Here is a 22656-nt window from a genome sequence, read left to right on the forward strand (position 1 = left end):
CAGGCTCGCTCCCACAGGTCATTCACATCATCAGGAATCAGGACGATTGCGCAGCCCTCAACGAGCTGTTGCGGGCACAGGTCAGAATCATCTTTTGCATCGGCGGGATATTCTGTAGCCTTGCCGGCTTCACGCTGTCCCGTGCCTGATTGATACCCACTTTCCCGGCGGTACCCGAGTGGTCCGGAGCCGGGGTGTATACTCGACTTTCGCGCTAAACGCGCTTGCAGGTCTTGCGAACATGACGCAAATTTCCGAACGCCTTCTGGTCCAGGCCCACCTCGACGCCAAGCAGCCCAAACCGCTGACCGCCGAACAGGAAGCCGGGTACCGTGCTGCCATCGCTGCCGAGCTCAAGGCTCAGGACGCGGTATTGGTTGCGCATTTTTACTGCGACCCGGTCATCCAGGCCCTGGCCGAGGAGACCGGGGGCTGCGTGTCCGACTCCCTGGAAATGGCCCGCTTCGGCAACGCCCATCCGGCCAAGACCGTGGTGGTTGCCGGGGTCAAGTTCATGGGCGAGACCGCCAAGATCCTCAACCCCGAAAAACGCGTATTGATGCCGACCCTGGAAGCCACCTGCTCCCTGGACCTGGGTTGCCCGGTGGACGAGTTCTCGGCGTTCTGCGACCAGCATCCGGAGCGCACCGTGGTGGTGTATGCCAACACTTCGGCGGCGGTCAAGGCCCGGGCCGACTGGGTGGTAACGTCCAGTTGCGCGCTGGAGATCGTCGAAAGCCTGATGGACAACGGCGAGACGATCATCTGGGGGCCGGACAAGCATCTGGGCACTTACATCCAGCGCAAGACCGGCGCCGACATGTTGCTCTGGGACGGCGCCTGTATCGTTCACGAAGAGTTCAAGTCCAAGCAGTTGGAGGACATGAAGGCGCTGTACCCGGACGCCGCGATTCTCGTGCATCCGGAGTCGCCGACTTCAGTGATCGAGCTGGCGGACGCCGTGGGCTCCACCAGCCAGTTGATTGCCGCGGCCCAGAGCTTGCCGAACAAGACGTTGATCGTGGCCACCGACCGCGGCATTTTCTACAAGATGCAGCAGCTGTGCCCGGACAAGGTTTTCATCGAAGCCCCTACGGCCGGCAACGGCGCCGCCTGCCGCAGTTGTGCACACTGCCCGTGGATGGCAATGAACACCCTGGAGCGCACGCTCAAGAGCCTGCAGGAAGGGACCAACGAAATCTTCGTCGACCCGGCGCTGATTCCCCAGGCCATCCGCCCGCTCAAGCGCATGCTGGACTTCACCCAGGCGGCGCGGATGAAGCTGGCGGGTAACGCCTGACGGGTGAATGGTTTGATCGTTCCCACGCTCCGCGTGGGAATGCAGCCCGGGACGCTCGGCGTCCCCAAAAGCCGAACGCGGAGCGTCCGTAGAGGCATTCCCACGCGGAGCGTGGGAACGAGGCAGTTGAATCACTTGGTCTTCTTTGGAACCCGCACCAACTGCGTGTCCGAGTAGATGTCATGCCAGCTGCGCTTGCGCTTGTCGAACAGCGCCCAGATAAAGCCCAGCCCCACCAGCAGCCACGACGCAATCGATACCACGAACCGTAACAGCGCCTGCCACAGGCTGATGGCGGTGCCATCGGCGTTCTGTACACGGATGCCCCACACCTGCATGCCCAGGGTCTGGCCGTTGTGGGTCCAGAACTTGGCGAAGAACGCGAACAGCACGAACAGCAGCACCGTGGACAGCAGCGGGTCGCCGTCCAGGGCGCCAGCTTCGGTCAGGGTGTGCATTTTTTCTTCGCCGATGATCGCCATCTGGATCATCTTGTAGGCACCGCTGGTGACGATCAGCAGCGCCGTGCACAGCAGAAAGTCATAAAACATCGCTGCCAGGCGGCGACCCAGGCCGACGGGGGGAAAGTCACCCTGGGGAATGAGCAGGTGTTTCGGCATGACGGCCTCGGATGAAAAAAGAAGCCATTTTATAGACTTGCGCGCACAAAAAAGCCCCTGATATCAGTATCAGGGGCTTTTTCGTTACAAAGATCAGGCTTCTGCTTGTACTTCGTCAGCCTGCATGCCTTTCTGGCCTTGCACTGCAACGAAAGTGACTTTCTGGCCTTCTTTCAGGCTCTTGAAGCCGTTGCCCTGGATCGCGCGAAAGTGCACGAACAGATCCGGACCGCTTTCAGGGGTGATAAAACCAAACCCTTTTTCGTCGTTGAACCACTTGACGGTACCGCTCTGACGATTCGACATATTCTTATTTCCTTGACGCTAAATTAATGACAGCCTCTTTCACATGAAAGAGTACTGGGCTGGGTTGCAGGAAAGTAAGAGACGTCGAGCGGGATGTAGCGAACTTCATAAGCTACTGCCCAGGTCACGATTCCAAGCGACCCATGCAAACACAGTGATCAGACTCTACGCCAACCATGAACAAAAAAACAACCCCCCTGAAGGGCCCGTATTTGCTCAGCTTGCTGGCTTATAGGCGCTTCGCTGGCCTGGGCTTGTTCGGTGGAACGGTTGCATAGTTCCGGACTGTTATAAGCAACATGCCGGGGCAAGTTAGATGCACCTTTTTATGGCGATTGCGTTACACATTAGTGCACGTATAACGCAATCGCGTTACTTATAGAAACAGTCAATCAACCACGGTAATAGCGCTGTGCAACGAATGGCATTTTGCTGACAAGCAAAGGCACCTTTTTCCCACGAACTATCGCCCACACGGGCGTATCCAGTGCGACATAGGCGCTGTCCAGATAACCCATTGCCAAGGGGCCAACCAGGGTCGGGCCGAAACCGCCGCTGCACACGGTCCCGATCATCTCGCCGGCTTCATTGACGATTTCCGCACCTTCGCGCACAGGTGTGCGTTCCTGGGGCAGCAGGCCAACGCGTTTACGGCTGACGCCGCCCTGTTGTTGGGCGAAAACGGCCTCAGCACCGGGAAATCCGCCGGCGCGGGCACCGTCGGCACGCCGCACCTTGGAAATGGCCCACAACAGGCTGGCTTCGATCGGCGTCGTCTCGGTGTTCATGTCGTGGCCATACAGGCACAGGCCAGCTTCCAGGCGCAGGGAGTCACGGGCGCCGAGGCCGATGGCGGCGACTTCCGGCTCGGCCAGCAGGGCGCGGGCGAGTTTTTCCGCGTCGGCGGCGGGCACGGAGATTTCGAAGCCGTCTTCACCGGTGTAGCCGGAGCGGCTGACAAAACACTCCACGCCCAACAGCGTGACGCGCTGGAACTGCATGAAGGTCATTTTTGCCACGTCCGGCGCCAGGCGCGCGAGCACGGTGACGGCGGCCGGGCCCTGCAGTGCGAGCAGGGCGCGGGCTTCGAACAGCGGCTCGATGCTGCACTGGTTGCCAATATGGCTGCGCAAAAGGGCCAGGTCCTGGTCCTTGCACGCGGCGTTGACCACCAGGAACAGTTCCTCGTTGCCCAGGTTGGCGACCATCAGGTCGTCGAGGATGCCGCCATTGTCGTTGGTGAACATGGCGTAGCGCTGCATGCCCACTGGCAGGTCGATGATGTCCACCGGTACCAGGGTTTCCAGGGCCTTGGCGGCGTCGGCGCCGGTCAGGCGGATCTGACCCATGTGGGACACATCGAACAGCCCGGCCTGATCGCGGGTGTGCTGGTGCTCTTTCATCACGCCCAGTGGGTACTGCACCGGCATGTCGTAGCCGGCGAATGGCACCATGCGGGCGCCGAGTTCGAGGTGCAGTGCGTGCAACGGGGTCTTCAACAGTTGTTCGGTGGACATATCAGCTCCTGGAAAAATGAAGAGAGGCGCATCAGCATTCGATGATGTTGACCGCCAGACCGCCGCGGGCGGTCTCCTTGTATTTGCTTTTCATGTCGGCGCCGGTCTGGCGCATGGTGCGGATGACTTTGTCGAGGGAGACGAAGTGATGCCCGTCGCCGCGCATGGCCATGCGCACCGCGTTGATGGCTTTCACCGAACCCATGGCGTTGCGCTCGATACACGGCACCTGCACCAGGCCACCGATGGGGTCGCAGGTCAGGCCGAGGTTGTGTTCCATGCCGATCTCGGCGGCGTTCTCCACTTGCTGCACCGTACCGCCCAACACTTCGCAGAGGGCGCCGGCAGCCATGGAGCAAGCCACGCCGACTTCACCCTGGCAGCCAACTTCGGCGCCGGAGATGGACGCGTTTTCCTTGTAGAGGATGCCGATGGCGGCGGCGGTCAGCAGGAAGCGCACGACGCCGTCTTCGTTGGCCCCGGGGATAAAGCGCATGTAGTAATGCAGCACGGCCGGGATGATCCCCGCCGCGCCGTTGGTGGGTGCGGTGACGACCCGCCCGCCGTAGGCGTTTTCTTCGTTGACGGCCAGGGCGTAAAGGTTGACCCAATCCAGCACCGACAGCGGATCGCGCAGGGCGGCTTCGGGGTTATTGCACAACTGGCGGTGCAACGCCGCTGCCCGCCGCTTGACCTTCAGCCCGCCGGGCAGGATCCCTTCGTTGCGGCAGCCTGCTGCCACGCAGTCCTGCATAACCTGCCAGATGTTCAGCAGGCCGGCGCGGGTTTCCGCTTCGGGGCGCCAAGCGCTTTCGTTGGTCAGCATCACCTGGCTGATGGACAGGCCGTAAGTGCTGCAATGTGCCAGAAGGTCCTTGGCGCTTTTGAACGGGAAGGTCAGGGGCGTGGCATCTTCGACGATACGGTCGGCGCCGGCCGCGCCCTCATCGACGACGAAACCACCGCCGATCGAATAGTACTCGCGGCTGCGCACTTGCAGGCCGGCGGCGTCGAAGGCGCGGAAGATCATGCCGTTGGGGTGAAAGGCCAGCGGTTTGCGGATCATCGCCAGGTGCAGCTTTTCATTGAATTCGATGGGGTGTTGACCGAGCAGGTTCAGGCGACCGTTGCTGCAAATGTCTTGCAGGCGGGCGGCGACGGTTTCGGTGTTCACGGTGTCCGGGTGTTCACCTTCCAGGCCCAGCAGTACAGCCTTGTCGCTGCCGTGGCCCTTGCCGGTGGCGCCGAGGGAGCCGTAGAGCTCGACCTTGACGCTGGTGATGGTTTCAAGCAGGTCATCACGGCGCAGCCCCTCGACGAAACGGGCGGCGGCACGCATCGGGCCGACCGTGTGGGAGCTGGACGGGCCGATACCGATCTTGAACAGGTCGAACACGCTTAACGACATGGTGTTTCTCCGGTTTCTTTTTATGAGGATCGATTCAGGGTGTGGCACACATCCCCTGTGGGAGCGAGCCTGCTCGCGATTGCGCAGTGTCAGTCAACATCTGTATTGGCTGTCATACCGCAATCGCGAGCAGGCTCGCTCCCACAGGGGCATAGGCGGTGTTGTTGGGAGAGGCGGTTTGACCCGCCTCCCTCAACAATCAAGCGTAGCTTTCGATCGACGGGCAGGCGCAGACCAGGTTGCGGTCGCCGAACACGTTGTCGACCCGGCCCACCGGCGGCCAGTACTTGCCTTCGATCAACGACGCCACCGGGTACACCGCCTGCTCGCGGCTGTAGGGGTGAGCCCATTCGCCGACGAGTTCCGCTGCGGTGTGCGGGGCGTTTTTCAGCGGGTTGTCGTCTTTGTCCAGGCTGCCATTTTCGACGGCGCGGATTTCCTCGCGGATGCAGATCATGGCGTCGCAGAAGCGATCCAGTTCTTCCTTGGATTCACTCTCGGTCGGCTCGATCATCAGCGTGCCGGCCACCGGGAACGACATGGTCGGGGCGTGGAAGCCGAAGTCGATCAGGCGCTTGGCCACGTCATCGACGCTGATGCCGCTGCTGTCCTTGAGCGGGCGCAAATCGAGGATGCACTCGTGGGCCACCAGGCCGTTGCTGCCGGTGTAGAGCACGGGGTAGTGCTCTTCCAGGCGCCGGGCGATGTAGTTGGCGTTGAGGATCGCCAGCTGCGACGCACGCTTGAGGCCGGCACCACCCATCATGCGGATGTACATCCAGGTGATCGGCAGGATGCTCGCGCTGCCGAACGGCGCCGCGCACACTGCGCCTTCCTTGCGCGCCATGTTCGCGTGGCCCGGCAGGAACGGCGCCAGGTGCGACTTCACGCCAATCGGGCCGACGCCCGGGCCGCCACCGCCGTGGGGAATGCAGAAGGTCTTGTGCAGGTTCAGGTGCGACACGTCGCCACCGAACTTGCCCGGCGCGCAGAGGCCGACCATGGCGTTCATGTTGGCGCCGTCGATGTACACCTGGCCGCCGTTGTCATGAATGATGCCGCAGATTTCGCGGATGCCTTCTTCGAACACGCCGTGGGTCGACGGGTAAGTGATCATCAGCGCGGCGAGGTGTTCGCGGTGCTCGATGGCCTTGGCGCGCAGGTCTTCGATGTCGACGTTGCCGCGGGCGTCGCAGGCGGTGACCACCACGCGCATGCCGGCCATGTTGGCGGTGGCCGGGTTGGTGCCGTGGGCCGAGGACGGGATCAGGCAGATGTCGCGGCGGTCTTCGCCACGGCTCTGGTGGTAGGCACGGATCGCCAACAGACCGGCGTATTCACCCTGGGAACCAGCGTTGGGTTGCAGCGACACCGCGTCGTAACCGGTGGCGGCGCAGAGCATGGCTTCCAGCTCATCGGTCAACTGCTGGTAACCGGCGCTTTGTTCGGCCGGGGCGAACGGGTGCAGGGCGCCGAATTCGGCCCAGGTCACCGGGATCATTTCGCTGGCAGCGTTGAGCTTCATGGTGCAGGAGCCCAGCGGGATCATGGTGCGATCCAGGGCCAGGTCCTTGTCGGCGAGCTTGCGCAGGTAGCGCATCAGCTCGGTTTCGGAGTGGTAGCGGTTGAACACCGGGTGGCTGAGGACGGCCGATTGGCGCACCAGTTCGGCCGGGATGCGGCTCTGCACGCTGGCGGCGAGGCTGGCGAAGTCCGGCAGGGCCTTGCCATCGGCCAACACGCTCCAGAGGGTCTCGATGTCAGCCTGGCAGGTGGTTTCGTCCAGGGACAGGCCGAGGCGTTCAGCATCCACCACGCGCAGGTTGAGGCGCTGGGCACGGGCCTTGTCATGCAGGGCGGCGGTTTGCGTGCCGGTGTGCAGGGTCAGGGTGTCGAAGAAGCTCTCTTGCTCGACGCTCAGGCCCAGCGCGCCCAGGCCCTTGGCGAGGATCGCGGTCAGGTGATGGATGCGGTTGGCGATCTGCACCAGGCCCTTGGGACCGTGGTACACGGCGTACATGCTGGCGATGTTGGCCAGCAGCACCTGGGCGGTGCAGATGTTGCTCGTGGCCTTCTCGCGGCGGATGTGTTGCTCGCGGGTCTGCATAGCCAGGCGCAGGGCCGGCTTGCCGAAACGGTCCACGGACACACCGACCAGACGGCCCGGCATGTCGCGCTTGAAGGCGTCCCTGGTGGAGAAATACGCCGCGTGCGGGCCGCCGAAGCCCAGTGGCACGCCGAAGCGCTGGGCGCTGCCGATGGCCACATCGGCGCCGAACTCACCCGGTGGGGTGAGCAGGGTCAGGGCCAGCAAATCAGCCGCAACGGCAACCAGGGCATTGGCGGCGTGGAAGCGTTCGGTCAGTTCGCGGTAGTCGAACAGGTCACCGTTGCTGGCCGGGTATTGCAGCAGGGCGCCGAAGAATTGGCTGACGTCGCTCAGTTCGCGTTCGTCGCCGACCACCACGTCGATCCCCAGGGGCTCGGCACGGGTGCGCAGCACGTCGAGGGTCTGTGGGTGGCAATGGCACGAAGCGAAGAAGGCGTTGCTGCCCTTGTTCTTGCTCAGGCGCTTGCAGAAGGTCATGGCTTCGGCGGCGGCGGTGGCTTCGTCCAGCAACGAGGCATTGGCGATCGGCAGACCGGTGAGGTCGCTGATCAGGGTCTGGAAATTCAACAGCGCTTCGAGACGACCCTGGGAAATTTCCGGTTGGTACGGGGTGTAGGCGGTGTACCAGGCCGGGTTTTCCAGCAGGTTGCGCAGGATCGGCGCCGGCGTGTGGCAGTTGTAGTAGCCCTGGCCGATGTAGGTCTTGAACAGCTGGTTCCTGGCCGCGATGGCTTTGATCGAGGCCAGTGCATCGGCTTCGCTCTGGCCGTCGCCCATGTCCAGCACGCTGGTACCCTTGATGCTTTCAGGGATGACGCTGGCGCTCAGGGCTTCCAGGGAGTCGTAGCCCAGGCGCTCGAGCATGGCTTGCTCGTCACTGGCCCGAGGGCCGATGTGACGGGCGATGAATTCGTTGGCGGTGCCCAGATTAACGGTCATGTGGCGCTCCTCAGGCTTCGGCGTTGGCTTTGATCAGACGGTCGTAGGCATCCTGATTCAGCAGTTGGCCAACTTCAGCAGGATTGGCGGGCATAAAGCGGAAAAACCAGCCTTCGCCCAGCGGATCTTCGTTGACCAGTTCCGGATTGCTCTCCAGGGCCGGGTTGATTTCCAGCACGTCACCGTCCAGAGGCATGTAGACGCCGCTGGCGGCCTTCACCGATTCCACGGTCGAGGCCTCGGCACCCTTGGCGTAGGTTTGCAGTTCCGGTAACTGAACATAGACCACATCGCCCAAGGCGTTCTGGGCAAACGCGGTGATGCCGACCGTAACGCTGCCGTCGGCTTCGGTGCGCAGCCATTCGTGATCTTCAGTGAAACGCAACTCGCTCATGGAAACTCCTGGGGCCAGATTCGTCTGGTGGACGCGAAGAAAGGCGCGGGTCTTGGCCCGGCCGAATGGCTATACCCATAGCAAGAACGCGGCCAAGGTTGATAAGTGCTTGGCAATCAATGATTTGGCAGGGTTTGGAAGGGCGCGAAGAGGCTGGTCTGTAGCGAAATCGCTACAGCTCTGGGCCTGGATAAAATCATTGCGGGATCAAAGCCTTATCCGGCGCAGTTTAGCGTCGGGTGTAGCGATTTCGTTCCGCTGTAGCGCTTTCAGTACGGTAGAGGTCGTTTTTGGCTCGATTTGTGTAGCACCACCGATCCTCTGTGGGAGCGAGCCTGCTCGCGATGGCGGTGTGTCAGGGGTGGGGATGTTGGCTGACCCACCGCCATCGCGAGCAGGCTCGCTCCCACAGGGGATTTGGGTGGGGTGGGGCGGGGCTTATGGCTTGTTGGGAATCCCATACTTGCGCAGCCGATGGGCAATCGCGGTGTGGGAAGTCTGCAGACGGCTGGCGAGCTGGCGGGTGGAGGGGTAGTTGACGTAGAGGCTTTCGAGCAGGTGTTTCTCGAAGGTTTCCACGGCCTGTTCCAGGCTTTCGACGTCCACGTCACCCTGGCGCGCGACGGAGGTGCCGGCGATGTCCAGGTCACCAATGTCCACCAGGCTGCTTTCGCAGATGGCGGCGGCGCGAAAGATCACGTTCTGCAATTGCCGCACATTGCCTGGCCAGCGGTTGCCCAGTAGCGCCGGGTAGGTGCCGGGAGCGAGACGGCAGACCGGGCGCTGGATCTGCGCGCAGGCCTGCTGCATGAAATAACGCGCCAGCAACAGGATGTCCTGGCCACGCTCACGCAGTGGCGGGACTTCGACGTTGAGCACGTTGAGGCGATAGAACAGGTCTTCGCGGAACGAGCCTTCGCTGACCATTTTCTCCAGGTTGCGGTGGGTGGCGCTGAGGATCCGCACGTTGACCTTGATTTCCCGGTCGCCGCCGACCCGGCGGAAGCTGCCGTCGTTCAAAAAACGCAGCAACTTGGCTTGCAGGTACGGCGACATCTCGCCGATTTCATCGAGGAACACCGTGCCCTGGTTCGCCAGTTCCATCAGGCCTGGCTTGCCGCCCCGCTGCGCGCCGGTGAAGGCGCCGGGGGCATAACCGAACAGTTCGCTTTCGGCCAGGTTCTCCGGCAACGCGGCGCAGTTCAAGGCCAGGAACGGTGCGCTGTGACGGGCACTGATGGCGTGGCAGGCGCGGGCGACGAGTTCCTTGCCGGTGCCGGTTTCGCCCTGGATCAGCAGCGGCGCGTCGAGGGCGGCCACGCGTTGGGCCCGGGCCTTGAGGGTGCGGATCGCCGGGGATTCGCCGAGCAGAGCGTCGAAGCCTTCAGCGTGATCGTGATGCAGTGCCGACAGGCGCTCACCCATGCGATTCGGCGGATAGAGCGTCAGCAGGGCGCCGGCGTCGGTGATGGGCGTGGCGTCCAGCAGCAAGGTCTGGCCATTGAGGGTGATTTCCCGCAACGGTAAGCGAAAGCCGTTCTCCAGCAGGGCGCCCAGCAGCGCTTCGTCACCGAACAGCGCGGCCACGCTTTCGCCGGCCGGTTCCCGGCCGTACAGGGCAATCAGCGCGGGGTTGGCGAGCAGTACGTTACCGGCGCTGTCCAGGGCCAGCACCGGGTCGGTCATGGCCGCGAGCAGGGCGTCGAGTTGCAGGTGCCGACGCTGGCCCGGCAGGATGTCGACCACGGTCACTGCTTGCACGCCCCGCACGCTGAACAACGCCTCGCGCAACTCGTCCAGCACTTGCGGGCTGAGGGTCGGCGCATCGATGTAGACGTTGGGCGGCACCATCTCCACCGCATCCAGATTGAGATTACGCCCACCGAGCAAGGCCAGGACTTCCTGGGTAATGCCGACGCGGTCGATGAAACTGACGTGGATACGCATGGGGCGGCTTTGGGTTCTGACGTACGGAGGGTGGCAAGTATGCCTTGGGGCGGGCGGTTGGTGGAATCCTGCCGCGGTATTCGAGGCCGTACACAACCCCCTGTGGGAGCGAGCCTGCTCGCGATGGCGGTGAATCAGTTGGCCTTGATGTGGCTGACACTCCGCCATCGCGAGCAGGCTCGCTCCCACAGGGGGCAGTGTTGGGACGGGTTTTTTCTACAGCCCTACATCCCACGCCGGTTTTTCGGGGAATCTCAGCACCAGGAAATCCAGCAGGCTGCGCAGCGCCGACGGCATGTGCTTGCGCGAGGCATACACCGCGTACATGTTCATCTGCCGAGGCTCGGCGTGGGCCAGCAGACGGACCAGTTCGCCACGCTTGATGTGGGCGCCGGCCTGGTAGCTGGGCAGCATCGCCACGCCGGCGCCTGCCATGGTGGCCCGCAGCAGTGTGCTGGCTTCGTTGGCGCTGATGGAGCCCTGCACCGGCACCGACACCTGCTCGCCGTCCTGTTCGAAATGCCACAGGCTCTTGCCGAAGTAGGAGTGGGTCAGGCAGTTGTGCCGGCTCAGGTCTTCCACCCGCTGCGGTGTCGGGTGTTCGCTCAGGTAACCGGGTGAGGCACAGATCACCGAGCGGCAGACGGTGAGGCGGCGGGCGATCAGGTTCGGGTCCAGGTCGTTGCTCATGCGGATTGCCAGGTCGATGCGCTCGTCCACCAGGTTCACGGTGCGGTCGAGCATTTGCAGGTCGACGCTCACCCCTGGGTAGCGCTTGACGTATTCGGCCATGGCCTCCGCCAGTTGCGCCTGGCCGAACGAGGTGCTGGCGCTGATGCGCAACAGACCCCGTGGCGCATCGTCGGGCTTGCTGACGGCGGCTTGCATGTCGCCGGACAGGTCCAGCATCTGCCGGCAGCGCGGCAGGATTTCCGTGCCGGCGGCCGTCAGGCTCAGCTTGCGGGTGGTGCGATGCATCAGCCGGGCGCCGACCCAATCTTCCAGCTCCGCCAGATAGCGCGACACCACCGGGCGTGACAGGTCCAGATGCTCGGCCGCCGCCGACTGGCTGCCCAGGTCCACCACGGTGACGAACACCCGCATTGCTTGGAGACGATCCATGATTTGCCCGCTTTCAGAAACAAACTATGTCTCAGCATCGCATTTTTCAGTGCGAGTCCGCGAACTAAGCTCCTTGCCAGAACCGCATGGCTTTCAAGCATCGTTATTTACTGGAGAACAGCATGAGCAAAATTGCAATCATCGGGGCCACCGGCCGTGCCGGCAGCCAACTGTTGGAAGAAGCCTTGCGTCGCGGTCATAGCGTGACGGCCATTGCTCGCAGTACGGCAAAAATCGGCGAAAGGGCCGGGGTGGCCAGCCAGCAACTGGACGTGCTGGACAGCGAGGCCCTGACCGCTGCGGTCGCCGGTCACGACGTAGTCATCAGCGCCGTCCACTTCTCCACCGTGCCGGCCGACAAGGTCATCGCGCCCGTGAAGGCCGCCGGGGTCAAGCGTTTGCTGGTGGTGGGCGGGGCCGGCTCGTTGCTGCTGCCGGACAACAGCCGGGTGATCGACAGCGATGGCTTTCCAGAGGAATACCTCGCCGAAGCTACCGCCGGTGCCTTGTTCCTCGATGTGCTGCGCAAGGAGCAGGACCTGGACTGGACCTTCCTCTCGCCCTCGGCGGAGTTCGTCGAGACCGAGCGCACCGGACACTTTCGCCTCGGCAAGGATCACCTGCTGTTCGACGAAGCCGGTCGCAGCTGGATCAGCTTCGCTGACTACGCCATTGCAATGATCGACGAAGTGCAGGCGCCGCAGTTTTCGCGGACGCGGTTTACCGTGGGTTACTGATCCGACGCTATCGCGAGCAGGCTCGCTCCCACATCTATTGGGTGGGCACATCACTGGCGAGCACTGTTGCACCAATGTGGGAGCGAGCCTGCTCGCGATGGCGGTGTCACATCCAGCATCAGTCGCAAACTGATCAACCGCTAATCGCGAGCAGGCTCGCTCCCACAGGGGGTGGCCACGCTCAGGCATGAACCCGCACCCAGACGCTGACCAGTACCGTCGCCGCCATCAGCCACGCCACCGTCGCCACCGCCAGCGATGCCTCCAGGCGCATCCGGTCGACCATCACATAGAGGGTCGCCAGGTATACGAAGTACGGAATGATCGACCACATGCCAAAGACGATGGTGGTCTTCAGGTCTTCCACCGAGCGGCCCTTGCCGACGATGTAATGGGCGATCAGCGCGAAGGTAGGAAACAGCGGCACGAGCCCGGCGATGTAGTAATTGCGGGTCTTGGCGAGCATCGCCAGGAGCACCACCACGGCGGCACCCAGGGCCGCTTTGAAAATCAGATCCACAGGTGTGTGCCCCGGTTAATGGCTCAGGCCGTATTTTTTGACTTTGTCGAACAGCGTGGTCTTGGCCATGCCCAGTTCCTGGCTAGCCTGGGTCAGGTTGCCACCGCTGCGTTGCAGGGCGTCCACCAACAGGTTGCGTTCGAACGCTTCCACCGCTTCGGCGAAGGCCAGGCCCTGGCTGCCGCTGCTGGCGCCGGGCTTCTTGAACGCCGGCAAACCGAGGGCGTAGCGCTCGGCGACGTTGCGCAGTTCGCGCACATTGCCCGGCCAGTCGTGGCTCATCAGGTTCGACAGGGTCTGGTTGTCCAGTTCCGGCACGGTGCGGTCGAAACGCAGGGACGATTGCTGGAGGAAGTGTTCGAACAATTGCAGAATGTCTTCGCGCCGCTCGCGCAGGGGCGGCAGTTCCAGGGTCACCACGTTGAGGCGGTAATACAGGTCGCTGCGGAACTGTCCGGCGCGGCCCATTTCGTCGAGGTCGGACTTGGTTGCGGCGATCACCCGGCAATCCACCGCCACGCTCTGGTTCGAGCCCAGCCGTTCGAGGGTGCGTTCCTGCAACACCCGCAGCAACTTGATCTGCAGCGGCAGGGGCATGCTTTCCACTTCATCGAGAAACAGCGTGCCGCCATCGGCGTGCTCGATCTTGCCGATCCGACGTTTGCCGGCCCCGGTGAAGGCATTGGCTTCGTGGCCGAAAATCTCGCTTTCGAAGAGGTTCTCCGGCAGGCCGCCACAGTTCAGTGCAACGAACTGTTTGTCGTGGCGGCGGCTGAAGTCGTGCAGGCAGCGGGCGACCAATTCCTTGCCGGTGCCGGTTTCACCTTCGATCAGCACGTTGGCCGACGTGTCGGCGACGTTGGCGATCAGTGCACGCAGGTGCTGCATGGCTGGCGAGCGGCCAATGATCCGATGTTCCAGGGAATCGCGCTCGGCCAGTTGCCGGCGCAGCGATGTCACCTCGCGGGCCAGGCTGCGCTGTTCCAGGGCGCGACGGGCAACGTCCACCAGGCGTTCGGGGGAGAAGGGTTTCTCCATGAAGTCATAGGCGCCTTTTTGCATCGCGCCGACGGCCATGGAGATGTCGCCGTGACCGGTGATCAGCACCACCGGCAAGCGACTGTCCCGGGCCTTGAGGCGGGTCAGCAGTTCCAGGCCATCGATGCCGGGCAAGCGGATGTCGCTGATGACGATGCCGGCGAAGTCATCGCCGACCCGCTCCAGGGCTTCCTCGGCACTGCCCACGCCGATGCACGGAATGTCTTCCAGGCTCAGGGCCTGCTGGCAGCCCAGCAGGACATGGGGGTCGTCTTCGACGATCAGTACGCTCAGGTCGTTGTTCATAGCGGCTCGGCAGGGGAAAGGCTTACCAACGGTAAACTGAGGACAAAGGTGGTGCCACGCTCAACCGGGTATTCGACGCCCAGGTGCCCGCCAGCGGCGGCGGCCAGGCTGGCCGAGAGGGTCAGGCCCAGGCCCAGGCCCTGTTCGCCGGGCTTGGTGGTGAAGAACGGTTCGAACAAATGCTTGCGTGCTTCCGGGTCGACGCCGTGGCCGTTATCCCGTACCCGCAGGCGGTATTTGCCGTCGCTGCTTTCGCCTTCGAGCCACAGCTGGGGCTCGGGCTGCGTGTGCATGGCGTCCAGGGCATTGCCGATCAAGTTCACCAATATCTGCTCCAGGCGCGTCTGGTCGATTTGCAACTGGACGTCATCGAAGCCGCTGTGGATCTGGATGTTGCAATTTTCCAGGCGCCCGCCGAGCAGTTGCAATGCCGCCGCGACGGCCTTGCCCAGGCTTGCGCGGCCTTGATCGTCGCCTCGTCGGGCAAAGGCGCGCAGGCTGGCGGTGATCCGGCCCATGCGGTCGATCAGTTCGTTGATGGTCTTGAGGTTGGTGCTGGCGATATCCAATTGGCCGCGTTCCAGGAAGCGCACGGTATTGCCGGACAGGGTGCGCAGTGCCGCCAGCGGCTGGTTGAGTTCGTGGGCAATGCTGGTGGACATCTGGCCAATGGCTGCGAGTTTACCGGCCTGGACCAACTCGTCCTGGGCCCGGCGCAAGGTTTCTTCAGCCTGGCGTCGCTCGCGGATCTGGCTCTTGAGGCGCTCGTTGCTGGCGCGCAGGTCGGTGGTGCGTTCGGTAATCCGACGTTCGAGCTGGTTGTTGGCTTCCTGCAAGGCTTCCCGGGCCGCGAGGCGGGTGGCGATGACCTTGCGCCGTTCGTTCCAGGCGATCAGCAGGAACGCCACCAGGGCAAAGGCCACCGCCACCAGGATCCCTTGGTTGATTGCCTGGCGCCGCAGGTCTTCAAGGGGCGTCAGCAGGGTGAAGTTCCACGGCGTGTCGCTCAACGGCCGGGTCTGCGACAAGTAGCTGATGGCACGTTCGTCGGAGACCAGTTCGGTGTTGGCCGGGAACGTCAGTTTCTCCATACCTTCGGCCAGGCGTTCCCGGGCCAGGGGCACCAGCTCGTTCAGCGGGAACCAGTAATATTGCAGGCTGCGGGCCAGGCGTTCCTTGGTTTCATCACTCAAGGGGCGCACGGACTTGAGCCGTCGCGCCGGGTCGCTGGACAAGATGATGATGCCGTTCTCGTCGCTGACGAACGCTTCCAGGCGCGCCCTCTGCCAGCGCTCTTCCATGGCTTCGAGGCGCACCTTGACCACGGCGACGCCGATGATCTTGCCCTGCTCTTCCAGGCCGTGGGCCAGGTAATAGCCGGGTTCGCCGTTGGTGCTGCCGATGCCGTAGAAACGTCCCGGCTGGCCGCGCACGGCGTTCTGGAAATAGGCGCGGAAGGACAGGTCTTCGCCCAGGTAACTGTCGACGTCACGCCAGTTGCTGGTGGCCATGACCCGGCCGGTGGTGTCCATCACGTAGATGGCCCGGCTGCGGCTGCGCCGGTTCAAGCCTTCGAGGTATTCGTTGACGGTCTTGCGGTGTTCGGGCGTCGGGTCGTCGAGCAGTGTCGAGACACTGGATTCAAGCTCCAGCAGGCTCGGTAGATAGGTGTACTTGCTGATCTCGCTCTCGACCGCACGGGCATGCAGCTCCAGCTGGCGCTCGCCGTTCTCGGCCAGGCCACGCACGCCGTAGTGTTCGCTGAGCCAGAAGCCGAGATAACCCAGGCCGATCATCAACGCGATGATCAACGGCGGCAGGAACAGATGGCGAATCAGGCGGGGTTTCACGGCGAGTGATGGCGGCGCGGCGCGATAGAGGGTGGGGTCGCATTTCATCACAGAAGCCTTGGGTCAACCACAACACTTGCTCAAGAACCAGCGCATTTCCCTTGTGGGAGCGAGCCTGCTCGCGATAGCGGACTGACATTCAACATCGAGGTCGACTGATCTGGCCTCATCGCGAGCAGGCTCGCTCCCACAGGGATGGTGGGGCTTGAGCAACTGTTCTTTTAGTGCTGCAGGATTTTCTCAAGGAAATGCTGCGCACGTTCGGAGCGGGCGCTGATGTCGCCGAAAAACTCTTCCTTCTTGCAGTCTTCGATGATCTGGCCCTGGTCCATGAAAATCACCCGGTTCGCCACTTTGCGGGCGAAGCCCATTTCGTGGGTCACGCACATCATGGTCATGCCTTCGTGAGCCAGTTGCACCATCACGTCGAGCACTTCGTTGACCATTTCCGGGTCGAGGGCCGAGGTCGGTTCGTCGAACAGCATCACCACCGGGTCCATCGCCAGGGCGCGGGCAATCGCCACGCGTTGCTGCTGGCCGCCGGAGAGCTGGCCCGGGTGCTTGTGGGCATGGGCCGAGAGGCCGACGCGCTCAAGCAGTTGCAAGCCCTTCTTGGTGGCTTCTTCCTTGCTGCGGCCCAGCACCTTGATCTGCGCGATGGTCAGGTTTTCGGTGATGGTCAGGTGCGGGAACAGTTCGAAGTGCTGGAACACCATGCCCACCCGCGAACGCAGCTTCGGCAGGTTGGTCTTCGGGTCGGCGATGGACGTGCCATCGACCACGATGTCACCCTTCTGGAACGGCTCCAGGGCGTTGACGCACTTGATCAGCGTCGACTTGCCCGAACCGGAAGGGCCGCACACCACCACCACCTCACCCTTGCTGACCTCGGTGCTGCAATTGGTCAGTACCTGGAAGTCCCCATACCACTTGTTGATGTTCTTGATAGAGATCATACGGCGAACCTTTTTTGCAGACGCTTGACCAGCAGCGAGGCGGCAAAGCTGATTGTGAAATACACGAGACCTGCGACGATCAGGAACTCATTGGAGCGGCCGATGATGTCGCCACTGGCCCGCGAAGCATTGAGGAAGTCCACCAGGCCGACGGTGTAGACCAGCGAGGTGTCCTGAAACAGGATGATGCTCTGTTGCAGCAGCAGCGGGGTCATCTTGCGAAACGCCTGGGGCAGGATGATCAGGCGCATGGTCTGGCCATAATTCATGCCCAGCGCCTGGGCGGCGCCCATCTGTCCCTTGGGAATCGCCTGCACGCCGGCCCGCACGATCTCGCAGAAGTACGCCGCCTCGAACATCATGAAGGCCACGACGCAGGACTCGAACGCACCGATCGGGGTGTCTTCGCCCGTGATCCAGCGCAGCACGAACGGCACCGCCAGGTAGAACCAGGTGATCACCAGCAACAGCGGGATCGAGCGGAAGTAGTTGACGTAGGCGCCGGCGATATTGGAAACCAGCCTGTTGTGGGACAGGCGCATCAGCGCCAGGATCGTCCCCAGGACGATCCCACCGACGACGCCCATGGCCATCAGTTTCAAGGTCATTACCATGCCGTTCCACAAGCCCGGAATGGCCGGTACGACACCACTGAAATCGAATTCCATTATTTACCCCCCACGGAGATCAGGCCGGGCACCGCGACTTTCTTCTCGACCAGGCGCATCAGCAGCATCAGGCTCATGTTCAAGGTGAAGTAGATCAGCGTCGCCAAGGTAAAGGCTTCGAACAGGTTGGCCGAGAACTCGGCGGTCTGCTTGGTCTGCGCGAGCAGCTCCATCAGGCCGATCAGCGAGGCCACGGAGGAGTTTTTGAAGACGTTGAGGAATTCCGAGGTGAGCGGCGGAATGATGATCCGGTAGGCCTGGGGCAGCAGCACGTTCCAGTAGATCTGCGGCAGCTTGAAGCCCATGGCACGGGCGGCGGACTCCTGGCCGCGCGGCAGCGCCTGGATACCGGTGCGCACCTGTTCGCAGACCCGGGCAGCAGTGAACAGCCCCAGGCACACGACGACGCTCAGGTAGGCCGAGGTGGTCGGGTTCAGGTCCTGCTTGTACCACTCCTGCAGGTTCTCCGGCAGCAGGTCGGGCACCAGGAAATACCAGATGAACAGCTGCACCAGCAGCGGCACGTTACGGAAAAGCTCCACGTAGCAGGTGGCGATACCCGACACCAGCCGGTTCGGCACGGTGCGCATCACCCCCAGGATCGAGCCCAGCAGCAGGGCAATGATCCAGGCGACGACGGCAATGGCGATGGTCCAGCCCAGGCCGGCAATGTACCAGTCGAGATAAATCTCGCTGCCGATGCCAGTGGACTTGAAGAATACGCCCCAGTCCCAGTTGTAATTCATCGGGGTCTCCCCTCAGATCGTTCGATGTGCAAATGCCCGCCTGGGGAAGCTCCGTTCCCACCCTGGCCTTTAAAGGCCAGGCACACGCGATCGGCTCGACAATCACCGGTTCGAGTGTTTCCAGATACGCCAGCAGGGAGTGACCATCCCCTGAAAGGGCCGGGCCCTTTCAGGGGATAAGGTTAGTCAGAAAAATCAGGACTTCTTGTCGTCAGCCGCTTTGTCGGTCGGATTGGCGATCAGTGCCTTGAGCTCGTCGCTCATCGGGAAGTTCAGGTTCAGGTTTTTCGGCGGGATTGGCTGCGTGAACCACTTGTCGTAGATCTTGTTGATCTCGCCCGAGGAGTAAGTGGCCTTGATGGCATCGTCGACCGCCTTTTTGAACGGCTCGTCGCCCTTGCGCATCATGCAGCCGTAGATTTCGTAGGACTGAGGCGTACCGGTCACTTCCCAGTCGCTCGCCTTCTTGGCCTTGGCCGCTTCACCGGCCAGCAGGGCGTCGTCCATCATGAACGCAACGGCACGGCCCGATTCCAGCATCTGGAACGACTCGCCGTGGTCCTTGGCGGAGATGACGTTCATGCCCATCTGCTTGTCGGCGTTCATCGCCTTGAGCAGGCGCTCGGAGGTGGTGCCGGCGGTGGTCACGACGTTCTTGCCTTTCAGATCGTCGAAATCCTTGTACTTGGAGTCTTTCTTGGAGAGCAGGCGCGTGCCGATCTCGAAGATGCCCACGGAGAAATCAACCTGCTGCTGACGCTCGACGTTGTTGGTGGTGGAGCCGCACTCCAGGTCCACGGTGCCGTTCTGCACCAACGGGATACGGGTTTGCGAGGTGACCAGGTTGTATTTGACCTGCAGGTCCGGCATGTCCAGGTCTTTTTTCAAGGCTTCGACGACTTTCAGTTGAATGTCGTGGGAGTAGCCGACCGGCTTGCCGGAAGCGTCTGCGATGTAGGAAAACGGAATGGAAGCGTCGCGATGCCCGAGCGTGACGAAGCCGGACTCTTTGATCTTTTTCAGCGTGCCGGTCAGTTCGGCGGCGAAAACCGGAGTGCTGATCAGAGCGGCAGCAATGGCTGCGCCCAGGAGATGGGGAACGATGCGCATCGATGTTTCCTCGACATTGTTTTTTTTATTTCAGCCGGTACGTCGGCCCTGGATGCTTCGAAATGCCGGGCAGCGCCTGTTGCGGCGGCGTGCAGGCATTCGTCTCGAAAGAGTGTAGAGCATGACTCGTGCCAGGCCAGTGGATTCTGACTAAGCTACTGTTTTAATTGAAAATTAATGTTTTGTTTCAGGTTTTGTGGCGGCCGAATCATCCGGTTAGCCGAACCGACTGGCGGGTCGCGTTCGGAAAACCGAATGTTTGCACTGCACGTAAATCCCTGTGGGAGCGAGCCTGCTCGCGATAGCAGCGGGTCAGACTGCATCAATGTTGAATGTTGCGCCGCTATCGCGAGCAGGCTCGCTCCCACAAGGGGGCGGTGTGGGTCTCAGAAAGTAAAAAGCCCCTGAATCGTGGGATCCAGGGGCTTTGGTAACGCAGGCTATCAATCAGGCCGCTTCAATCTTGCGTCGGTTGTGCTCGACCTTTTCCAGGTATTGCTGCAGTTTCTGCTGTTCAGCCGGGGTGGTGAACAGGCCCAGCTTGCTGCGGCGCCAGAGGATGTCTTGGGCATTGACCGCCCATTCATCGCTGCACAGGTAATCGACTTCCCGGGTGTAGAGGCCTGCGCCGATGTGTTCGCCCAGGTCGGCGAGGGTGTGCACGCCCTCCAGCATGCGCCAGGTGCGGCTGCCGTAGGTCGTGGCCCAGCGGCGGGCGATGTCGGTTGGTAGCCAGTCGAACTTGTCGCGGATCGCTGAGCACAGCGCTTGCGGAGTAGTCATGTTCTCGCCGCCGGGGAGCGCAGCGTTGGCGGTCCAGCTCGGGCGCATCTGCGTGAAGTAAGGAGCCAGTTGCGCCATGGCCGACTCGGCCAGCTTGCGGTAGGTGGTCAGCTTGCCGCCAAACACCGAGAGCAGTGGGGCTTCTTCGCCGCCGCCGGACAGCGCCAGGGTGTAGTCGCGGGTCACGGCAGACGGATTGTCGGACTCGTCGTTGCACAGCGGACGCACGCCGGAATAGCTGTGCAGGATCTCGTCGCGGCTGATCTGCTTCTTGAAGTGAGCGTTGACCACTTTGAGCAGGTAATCGGTTTCGTCTTCGGTGATGGCCACCTTGGCCGGGTCCCCGGTGTATTCGCGGTCGGTGGTGCCGATCAGGGTGAACTGGTTCAGGTAAGGGATGGTGAACACGATGCGCTGGTCTTCGTTCTGAAGAATGTGCGCGTGTTCGCCTTCGTAGAGTTTCGGCACAATCACGTGGCTGCCCTGGATCAGGCGGATGCCGTAAGGCGACTCCATCTTCAAGTCATCGCGAATGAACTTGGCGACCCACGGGCCAGCGGCGTTGACCAGCGCCTTGGCGCGGATCGAAAACAGGCTGCCGTCGGCGCGTTCCAGGTGCAAGTGCCAGAGGCCCTTGCTGCGACGGGCATTCACGCAGCGGGTGCGGGTGTGCACGTGGGCGCCTTTTTCCCGGGCAGCCATGGCGTTGAGCACCACCAGCCGGGCATCGTCGACCCAACAGTCGGAATATTCGAAACCCTTGGTGATCTCGCTTTTCAACGCACTGTCGGCACCGAACTTCAAGCTTTTGGAGCCTGCAAGCTGTTCACGTTTACCGAGGTGATCGTAGAGAAACAGGCCGGCGCGGATCATCCAGGCCGGACGCAGGTGGGGGCGGTGGGGCAGCACGAAGCGCATCTGTTTGACGATGTGCGGCGCCTTGGTCAGCAGCACTTCGCGTTCGGCCAGCGCCTCACGCACCAGGCGGAACTCGTAATGTTCGAGGTAGCGCAGGCCGCCATGGATCAACTTGCTGCTGGCCGAGGAGGTGTGGCTGGCCAGGTCGTCCTTTTCGCAAAGGAACACCGAAAGACCGCGACCGGCGGCGTCCGCGGCAATCCCCACGCCGTTGATCCCACCGCCAATGACGGCGATATCGTAAACCTCGGCGAGCGGGGGCGTAGGCAAGGTAGAAGTGGACATCGGCTGGCCTCGGGCTCTTTTCGTAATATTTGAATTCGAACATTAATGTTCATTTGCGAAAATACTAGCCCATAAACACGGCAACAGCCAGTCGACTTCGATTGAAAAAACTCATCGAAAGCGGGCTAAAGGAAAAAAATCGAACATTTGCGGGGCGGCCGCGCTGAATGCGCCGACAGGAACATGGCCGTCGCGAGCAGGCTCGCCCCCACAGGTACGGGTATTCCTGTGGGAGCGAGCCTGCTCGCGATGGCGTCGGTGGGGAGGATGATATGAGGTGGGTCTAAACCACTTCCAACCGGATCTTGTGCTGGCTCAGCAACTGCGCGAGCGCCGGCACCGGTTGCTGGTCGGTCACCAGGCAGTCGATCAGGCTGATCGGCCCGAGGCGGACCATGGCGTTGCGCCCGAATTTACTGGAGTCCGCCGCCAGCAGCACTTGCCGGGCGTTGGCGATGATCGCTTGGGAAACCCGCACTTCCTGATAATCGAAATCCAGCAGGCTGCCGTCTTCATCGATACCGCTGATGCCCACCAAGGCGAAGTCGACCTTGAACTGGCTGATGAAATCGACGCTGGCCTGGCCGACCACGCCGCCGTCACGCCGCACGTTACCGCCGGCGATGAGCACTTCGAAGTCATCCTTGGCGCTGAGGATCGACGCCACATGCAGGTTGTTGGTGATGACCTTGAGGTGGTTGTGGTTGAGCAATGCCCGGGCGATGGATTCGGTGGTGGTGCCGATATTGATGAACAGCGAGGCGTGATCGGGGATCTGGGCGGCGATGGCTTCGGCGATGCGTTGCTTCTCGTCGCGCATCTGATCGGCGCGCATGGCGTAGGCGGTGTTTTCCACGCTGGAATCGTAGGCAGCGCCGCCATGGTAGCGGCGCAGCAGGTTCGCTTCCGCCAGCTGATTGATATCACGGCGGATGGTTTGCGGGGTCACGACAAACAGTTGGGCCATTTCCTCGATGCTGACGTAGCCGCGTTCGCGGACCAGTTCGAGGATTTGCTGCTGGCGGGGAGGCAGATTCATGGGCGTCCTTCGGGCTGCCGAAATATGCCCATGATGC

General features: G+C 62.2%; 19 protein-coding genes. 2 read left to right on the forward strand and 17 right to left on the reverse strand.

The features are described from left to right. Positions 1–241: 241 nt before the first annotated feature. Positions 242–1300, forward strand: coding sequence for a quinolinate synthase NadA (gene nadA, locus J7E36_RS14535; RefSeq protein ID WP_215004028.1), 1059 nt, complete (start codon positions 242–244; stop codon positions 1298–1300). A 131-nt stretch (positions 1301–1431) separates the two neighbouring features. Here nadA and J7E36_RS14540 read toward each other — a convergent pair whose 3' ends face one another. The 8 genes from J7E36_RS14540 to J7E36_RS14575 all read right to left on the reverse strand — a co-directional run bounded on the left by J7E36_RS14540 (position 1432) and on the right by J7E36_RS14575 (position 11663). Then, a complete protein-coding gene (locus J7E36_RS14540) occupies positions 1432–1920 on the reverse strand; it encodes an RDD family protein (RefSeq protein WP_215004030.1) in 489 nt (162 codons plus the stop codon). A gap of 93 nt (positions 1921–2013) precedes the next feature. Further along, positions 2014–2226: a cold-shock protein gene (locus J7E36_RS14545; RefSeq protein WP_215004032.1), complete on the reverse strand. Its 213-nt coding sequence runs from the start codon at positions 2224–2226 to the stop codon at positions 2014–2016. 392 nt (positions 2227–2618) lie between these two features. Continuing rightward, positions 2619–3743: a glycine cleavage system aminomethyltransferase GcvT gene (gene gcvT, locus J7E36_RS14550; protein WP_215004034.1), complete on the reverse strand. Its 1125-nt coding sequence runs from the start codon at positions 3741–3743 to the stop codon at positions 2619–2621. A 31-nt stretch (positions 3744–3774) separates the two neighbouring features. After that, a complete protein-coding gene (locus J7E36_RS14555) occupies positions 3775–5151 on the reverse strand; it encodes an L-serine ammonia-lyase (protein ID WP_215004037.1) in 1377 nt (458 codons plus the stop codon). A gap of 199 nt (positions 5152–5350) precedes the next feature. Continuing rightward, positions 5351–8200 (reverse strand): aminomethyl-transferring glycine dehydrogenase, encoded by a 2850-nt coding sequence (gcvP, locus tag J7E36_RS14560; RefSeq protein WP_215004039.1) that lies wholly within the window; start codon positions 8198–8200, stop codon positions 5351–5353. Between the two features lie 10 nt (positions 8201–8210). Beyond that, the gene (gene gcvH, locus J7E36_RS14565; protein ID WP_215004041.1) at positions 8211–8594 is read right to left on the reverse strand and encodes a glycine cleavage system protein GcvH; all 384 of its coding nucleotides are present in this window, start codon (positions 8592–8594) and stop codon (positions 8211–8213) included. 438 nt (positions 8595–9032) lie between these two features. After that, positions 9033–10541 (reverse strand): sigma-54-dependent transcriptional regulator, encoded by a 1509-nt coding sequence (locus J7E36_RS14570; RefSeq protein WP_215004043.1) that lies wholly within the window; start codon positions 10539–10541, stop codon positions 9033–9035. 216 nt (positions 10542–10757) lie between these two features. Further along, on the reverse strand, positions 10758–11663 hold the full coding sequence (locus J7E36_RS14575) for a LysR family transcriptional regulator (protein WP_215004045.1): 906 nt from the start codon (positions 11661–11663) through the stop codon (positions 10758–10760). Positions 11664–11785: 122 nt separating this feature from the next. Between J7E36_RS14575 and J7E36_RS14580 the strand changes: the two genes are divergently transcribed. Beyond that, positions 11786–12400: an NAD(P)-dependent oxidoreductase gene (locus J7E36_RS14580; RefSeq protein WP_215004047.1), complete on the forward strand. Its 615-nt coding sequence runs from the start codon at positions 11786–11788 to the stop codon at positions 12398–12400. Between the two features lie 181 nt (positions 12401–12581). Here J7E36_RS14580 and J7E36_RS14585 read toward each other — a convergent pair whose 3' ends face one another. From J7E36_RS14585 to J7E36_RS14625, 9 genes are all read right to left on the reverse strand, one after another. Beyond that, on the reverse strand, positions 12582–12911 hold the full coding sequence (locus J7E36_RS14585; RefSeq protein WP_215004131.1) for a GlpM family protein: 330 nt from the start codon (positions 12909–12911) through the stop codon (positions 12582–12584). A gap of 24 nt (positions 12912–12935) precedes the next feature. Then, entirely contained in the window at positions 12936–14264 is a 1329-nt protein-coding gene (locus J7E36_RS14590) for a sigma-54-dependent transcriptional regulator (RefSeq protein ID WP_215004049.1), read from the reverse strand. Further along, positions 14261–16162, reverse strand: a complete 1902-nt coding sequence (locus J7E36_RS14595) for a sensor histidine kinase (RefSeq protein ID WP_215004051.1) — start codon at positions 16160–16162, stop codon at positions 14261–14263. The genes J7E36_RS14590 and J7E36_RS14595 overlap by 4 nt, the downstream gene beginning before the upstream one ends. 173 nt (positions 16163–16335) lie before the next feature. Next, positions 16336–17070, reverse strand: coding sequence for an amino acid ABC transporter ATP-binding protein (locus tag J7E36_RS14600; protein ID WP_003204983.1), 735 nt, complete (start codon positions 17068–17070; stop codon positions 16336–16338). Then, positions 17067–17738 (reverse strand): amino acid ABC transporter permease, encoded by a 672-nt coding sequence (locus J7E36_RS14605; RefSeq protein WP_215004053.1) that lies wholly within the window; start codon positions 17736–17738, stop codon positions 17067–17069. Before J7E36_RS14605 ends, J7E36_RS14600 begins: the two co-directional genes overlap by 4 nt. Continuing rightward, on the reverse strand, positions 17738–18484 hold the full coding sequence (locus J7E36_RS14610; RefSeq protein ID WP_215004055.1) for an amino acid ABC transporter permease: 747 nt from the start codon (positions 18482–18484) through the stop codon (positions 17738–17740). Before J7E36_RS14610 ends, J7E36_RS14605 begins: the two co-directional genes overlap by 1 nt. Positions 18485–18679: 195 nt before the next feature. Further along, positions 18680–19594, reverse strand: a complete 915-nt coding sequence (locus tag J7E36_RS14615; protein ID WP_215004057.1) for a glutamate/aspartate ABC transporter substrate-binding protein — start codon at positions 19592–19594, stop codon at positions 18680–18682. A 447-nt stretch (positions 19595–20041) separates the two neighbouring features. Next, positions 20042–21580, reverse strand: coding sequence for a glycerol-3-phosphate dehydrogenase (gene glpD / locus J7E36_RS14620; protein ID WP_215004059.1), 1539 nt, complete (start codon positions 21578–21580; stop codon positions 20042–20044). A 283-nt stretch (positions 21581–21863) separates the two neighbouring features. Then, a complete protein-coding gene (locus J7E36_RS14625) occupies positions 21864–22619 on the reverse strand; it encodes a DeoR/GlpR family transcriptional regulator (RefSeq protein WP_215004061.1) in 756 nt (251 codons plus the stop codon). Between the last annotated feature and the right edge of the window lie 37 nt (positions 22620–22656).

It is taken from the genome of Pseudomonas fluorescens, assembly GCF_018614775.1.
GTDB classification, from domain to species: Bacteria; Pseudomonadota; Gammaproteobacteria; order Pseudomonadales; family Pseudomonadaceae; genus Aquipseudomonas; species Aquipseudomonas fluorescens_BY.

Coding starts and splice junctions, on each gene's coding strand:
- glpD (WP_215004059.1), bottom strand. CDS start 21,580: ATGTCCACTTCTACCTTGCCTACGCCCCCGCTCGCCGAGGTTTACGAT.
- gcvH (WP_215004041.1), bottom strand. CDS start 8,594: ATGAGCGAGTTGCGTTTCACTGAAGATCACGAATGGCTGCGCACCGAA.
- nadA (WP_215004028.1), top strand. CDS start 242: ATGACGCAAATTTCCGAACGCCTTCTGGTCCAGGCCCACCTCGACGCC.
- J7E36_RS14605 (WP_215004053.1), bottom strand. CDS start 17,738: ATGGAATTCGATTTCAGTGGTGTCGTACCGGCCATTCCGGGCTTGTGG.
- gcvT (WP_215004034.1), bottom strand. CDS start 3,743: ATGTCCACCGAACAACTGTTGAAGACCCCGTTGCACGCACTGCACCTC.
- J7E36_RS14595 (WP_215004051.1), bottom strand. CDS start 16,162: ATGAAATGCGACCCCACCCTCTATCGCGCCGCGCCGCCATCACTCGCC.
- J7E36_RS14625 (WP_215004061.1), bottom strand. CDS start 22,619: ATGAATCTGCCTCCCCGCCAGCAGCAAATCCTCGAACTGGTCCGCGAA.
- J7E36_RS14615 (WP_215004057.1), bottom strand. CDS start 19,594: ATGCGCATCGTTCCCCATCTCCTGGGCGCAGCCATTGCTGCCGCTCTG.
- J7E36_RS14600 (WP_003204983.1), bottom strand. CDS start 17,070: ATGATCTCTATCAAGAACATCAACAAGTGGTATGGGGACTTCCAGGTA.
- J7E36_RS14570 (WP_215004043.1), bottom strand. CDS start 10,541: ATGCGTATCCACGTCAGTTTCATCGACCGCGTCGGCATTACCCAGGAA.
- J7E36_RS14580 (WP_215004047.1), top strand. CDS start 11,786: ATGAGCAAAATTGCAATCATCGGGGCCACCGGCCGTGCCGGCAGCCAA.
- gcvP (WP_215004039.1), bottom strand. CDS start 8,200: ATGACCGTTAATCTGGGCACCGCCAACGAATTCATCGCCCGTCACATC.
- J7E36_RS14575 (WP_215004045.1), bottom strand. CDS start 11,663: ATGGATCGTCTCCAAGCAATGCGGGTGTTCGTCACCGTGGTGGACCTG.
- J7E36_RS14555 (WP_215004037.1), bottom strand. CDS start 5,151: ATGTCGTTAAGCGTGTTCGACCTGTTCAAGATCGGTATCGGCCCGTCC.
- J7E36_RS14590 (WP_215004049.1), bottom strand. CDS start 14,264: ATGAACAACGACCTGAGCGTACTGATCGTCGAAGACGACCCCCATGTC.
- J7E36_RS14545 (WP_215004032.1), bottom strand. CDS start 2,226: ATGTCGAATCGTCAGAGCGGTACCGTCAAGTGGTTCAACGACGAAAAA.
- J7E36_RS14540 (WP_215004030.1), bottom strand. CDS start 1,920: ATGCCGAAACACCTGCTCATTCCCCAGGGTGACTTTCCCCCCGTCGGC.
- J7E36_RS14610 (WP_215004055.1), bottom strand. CDS start 18,484: ATGAATTACAACTGGGACTGGGGCGTATTCTTCAAGTCCACTGGCATC.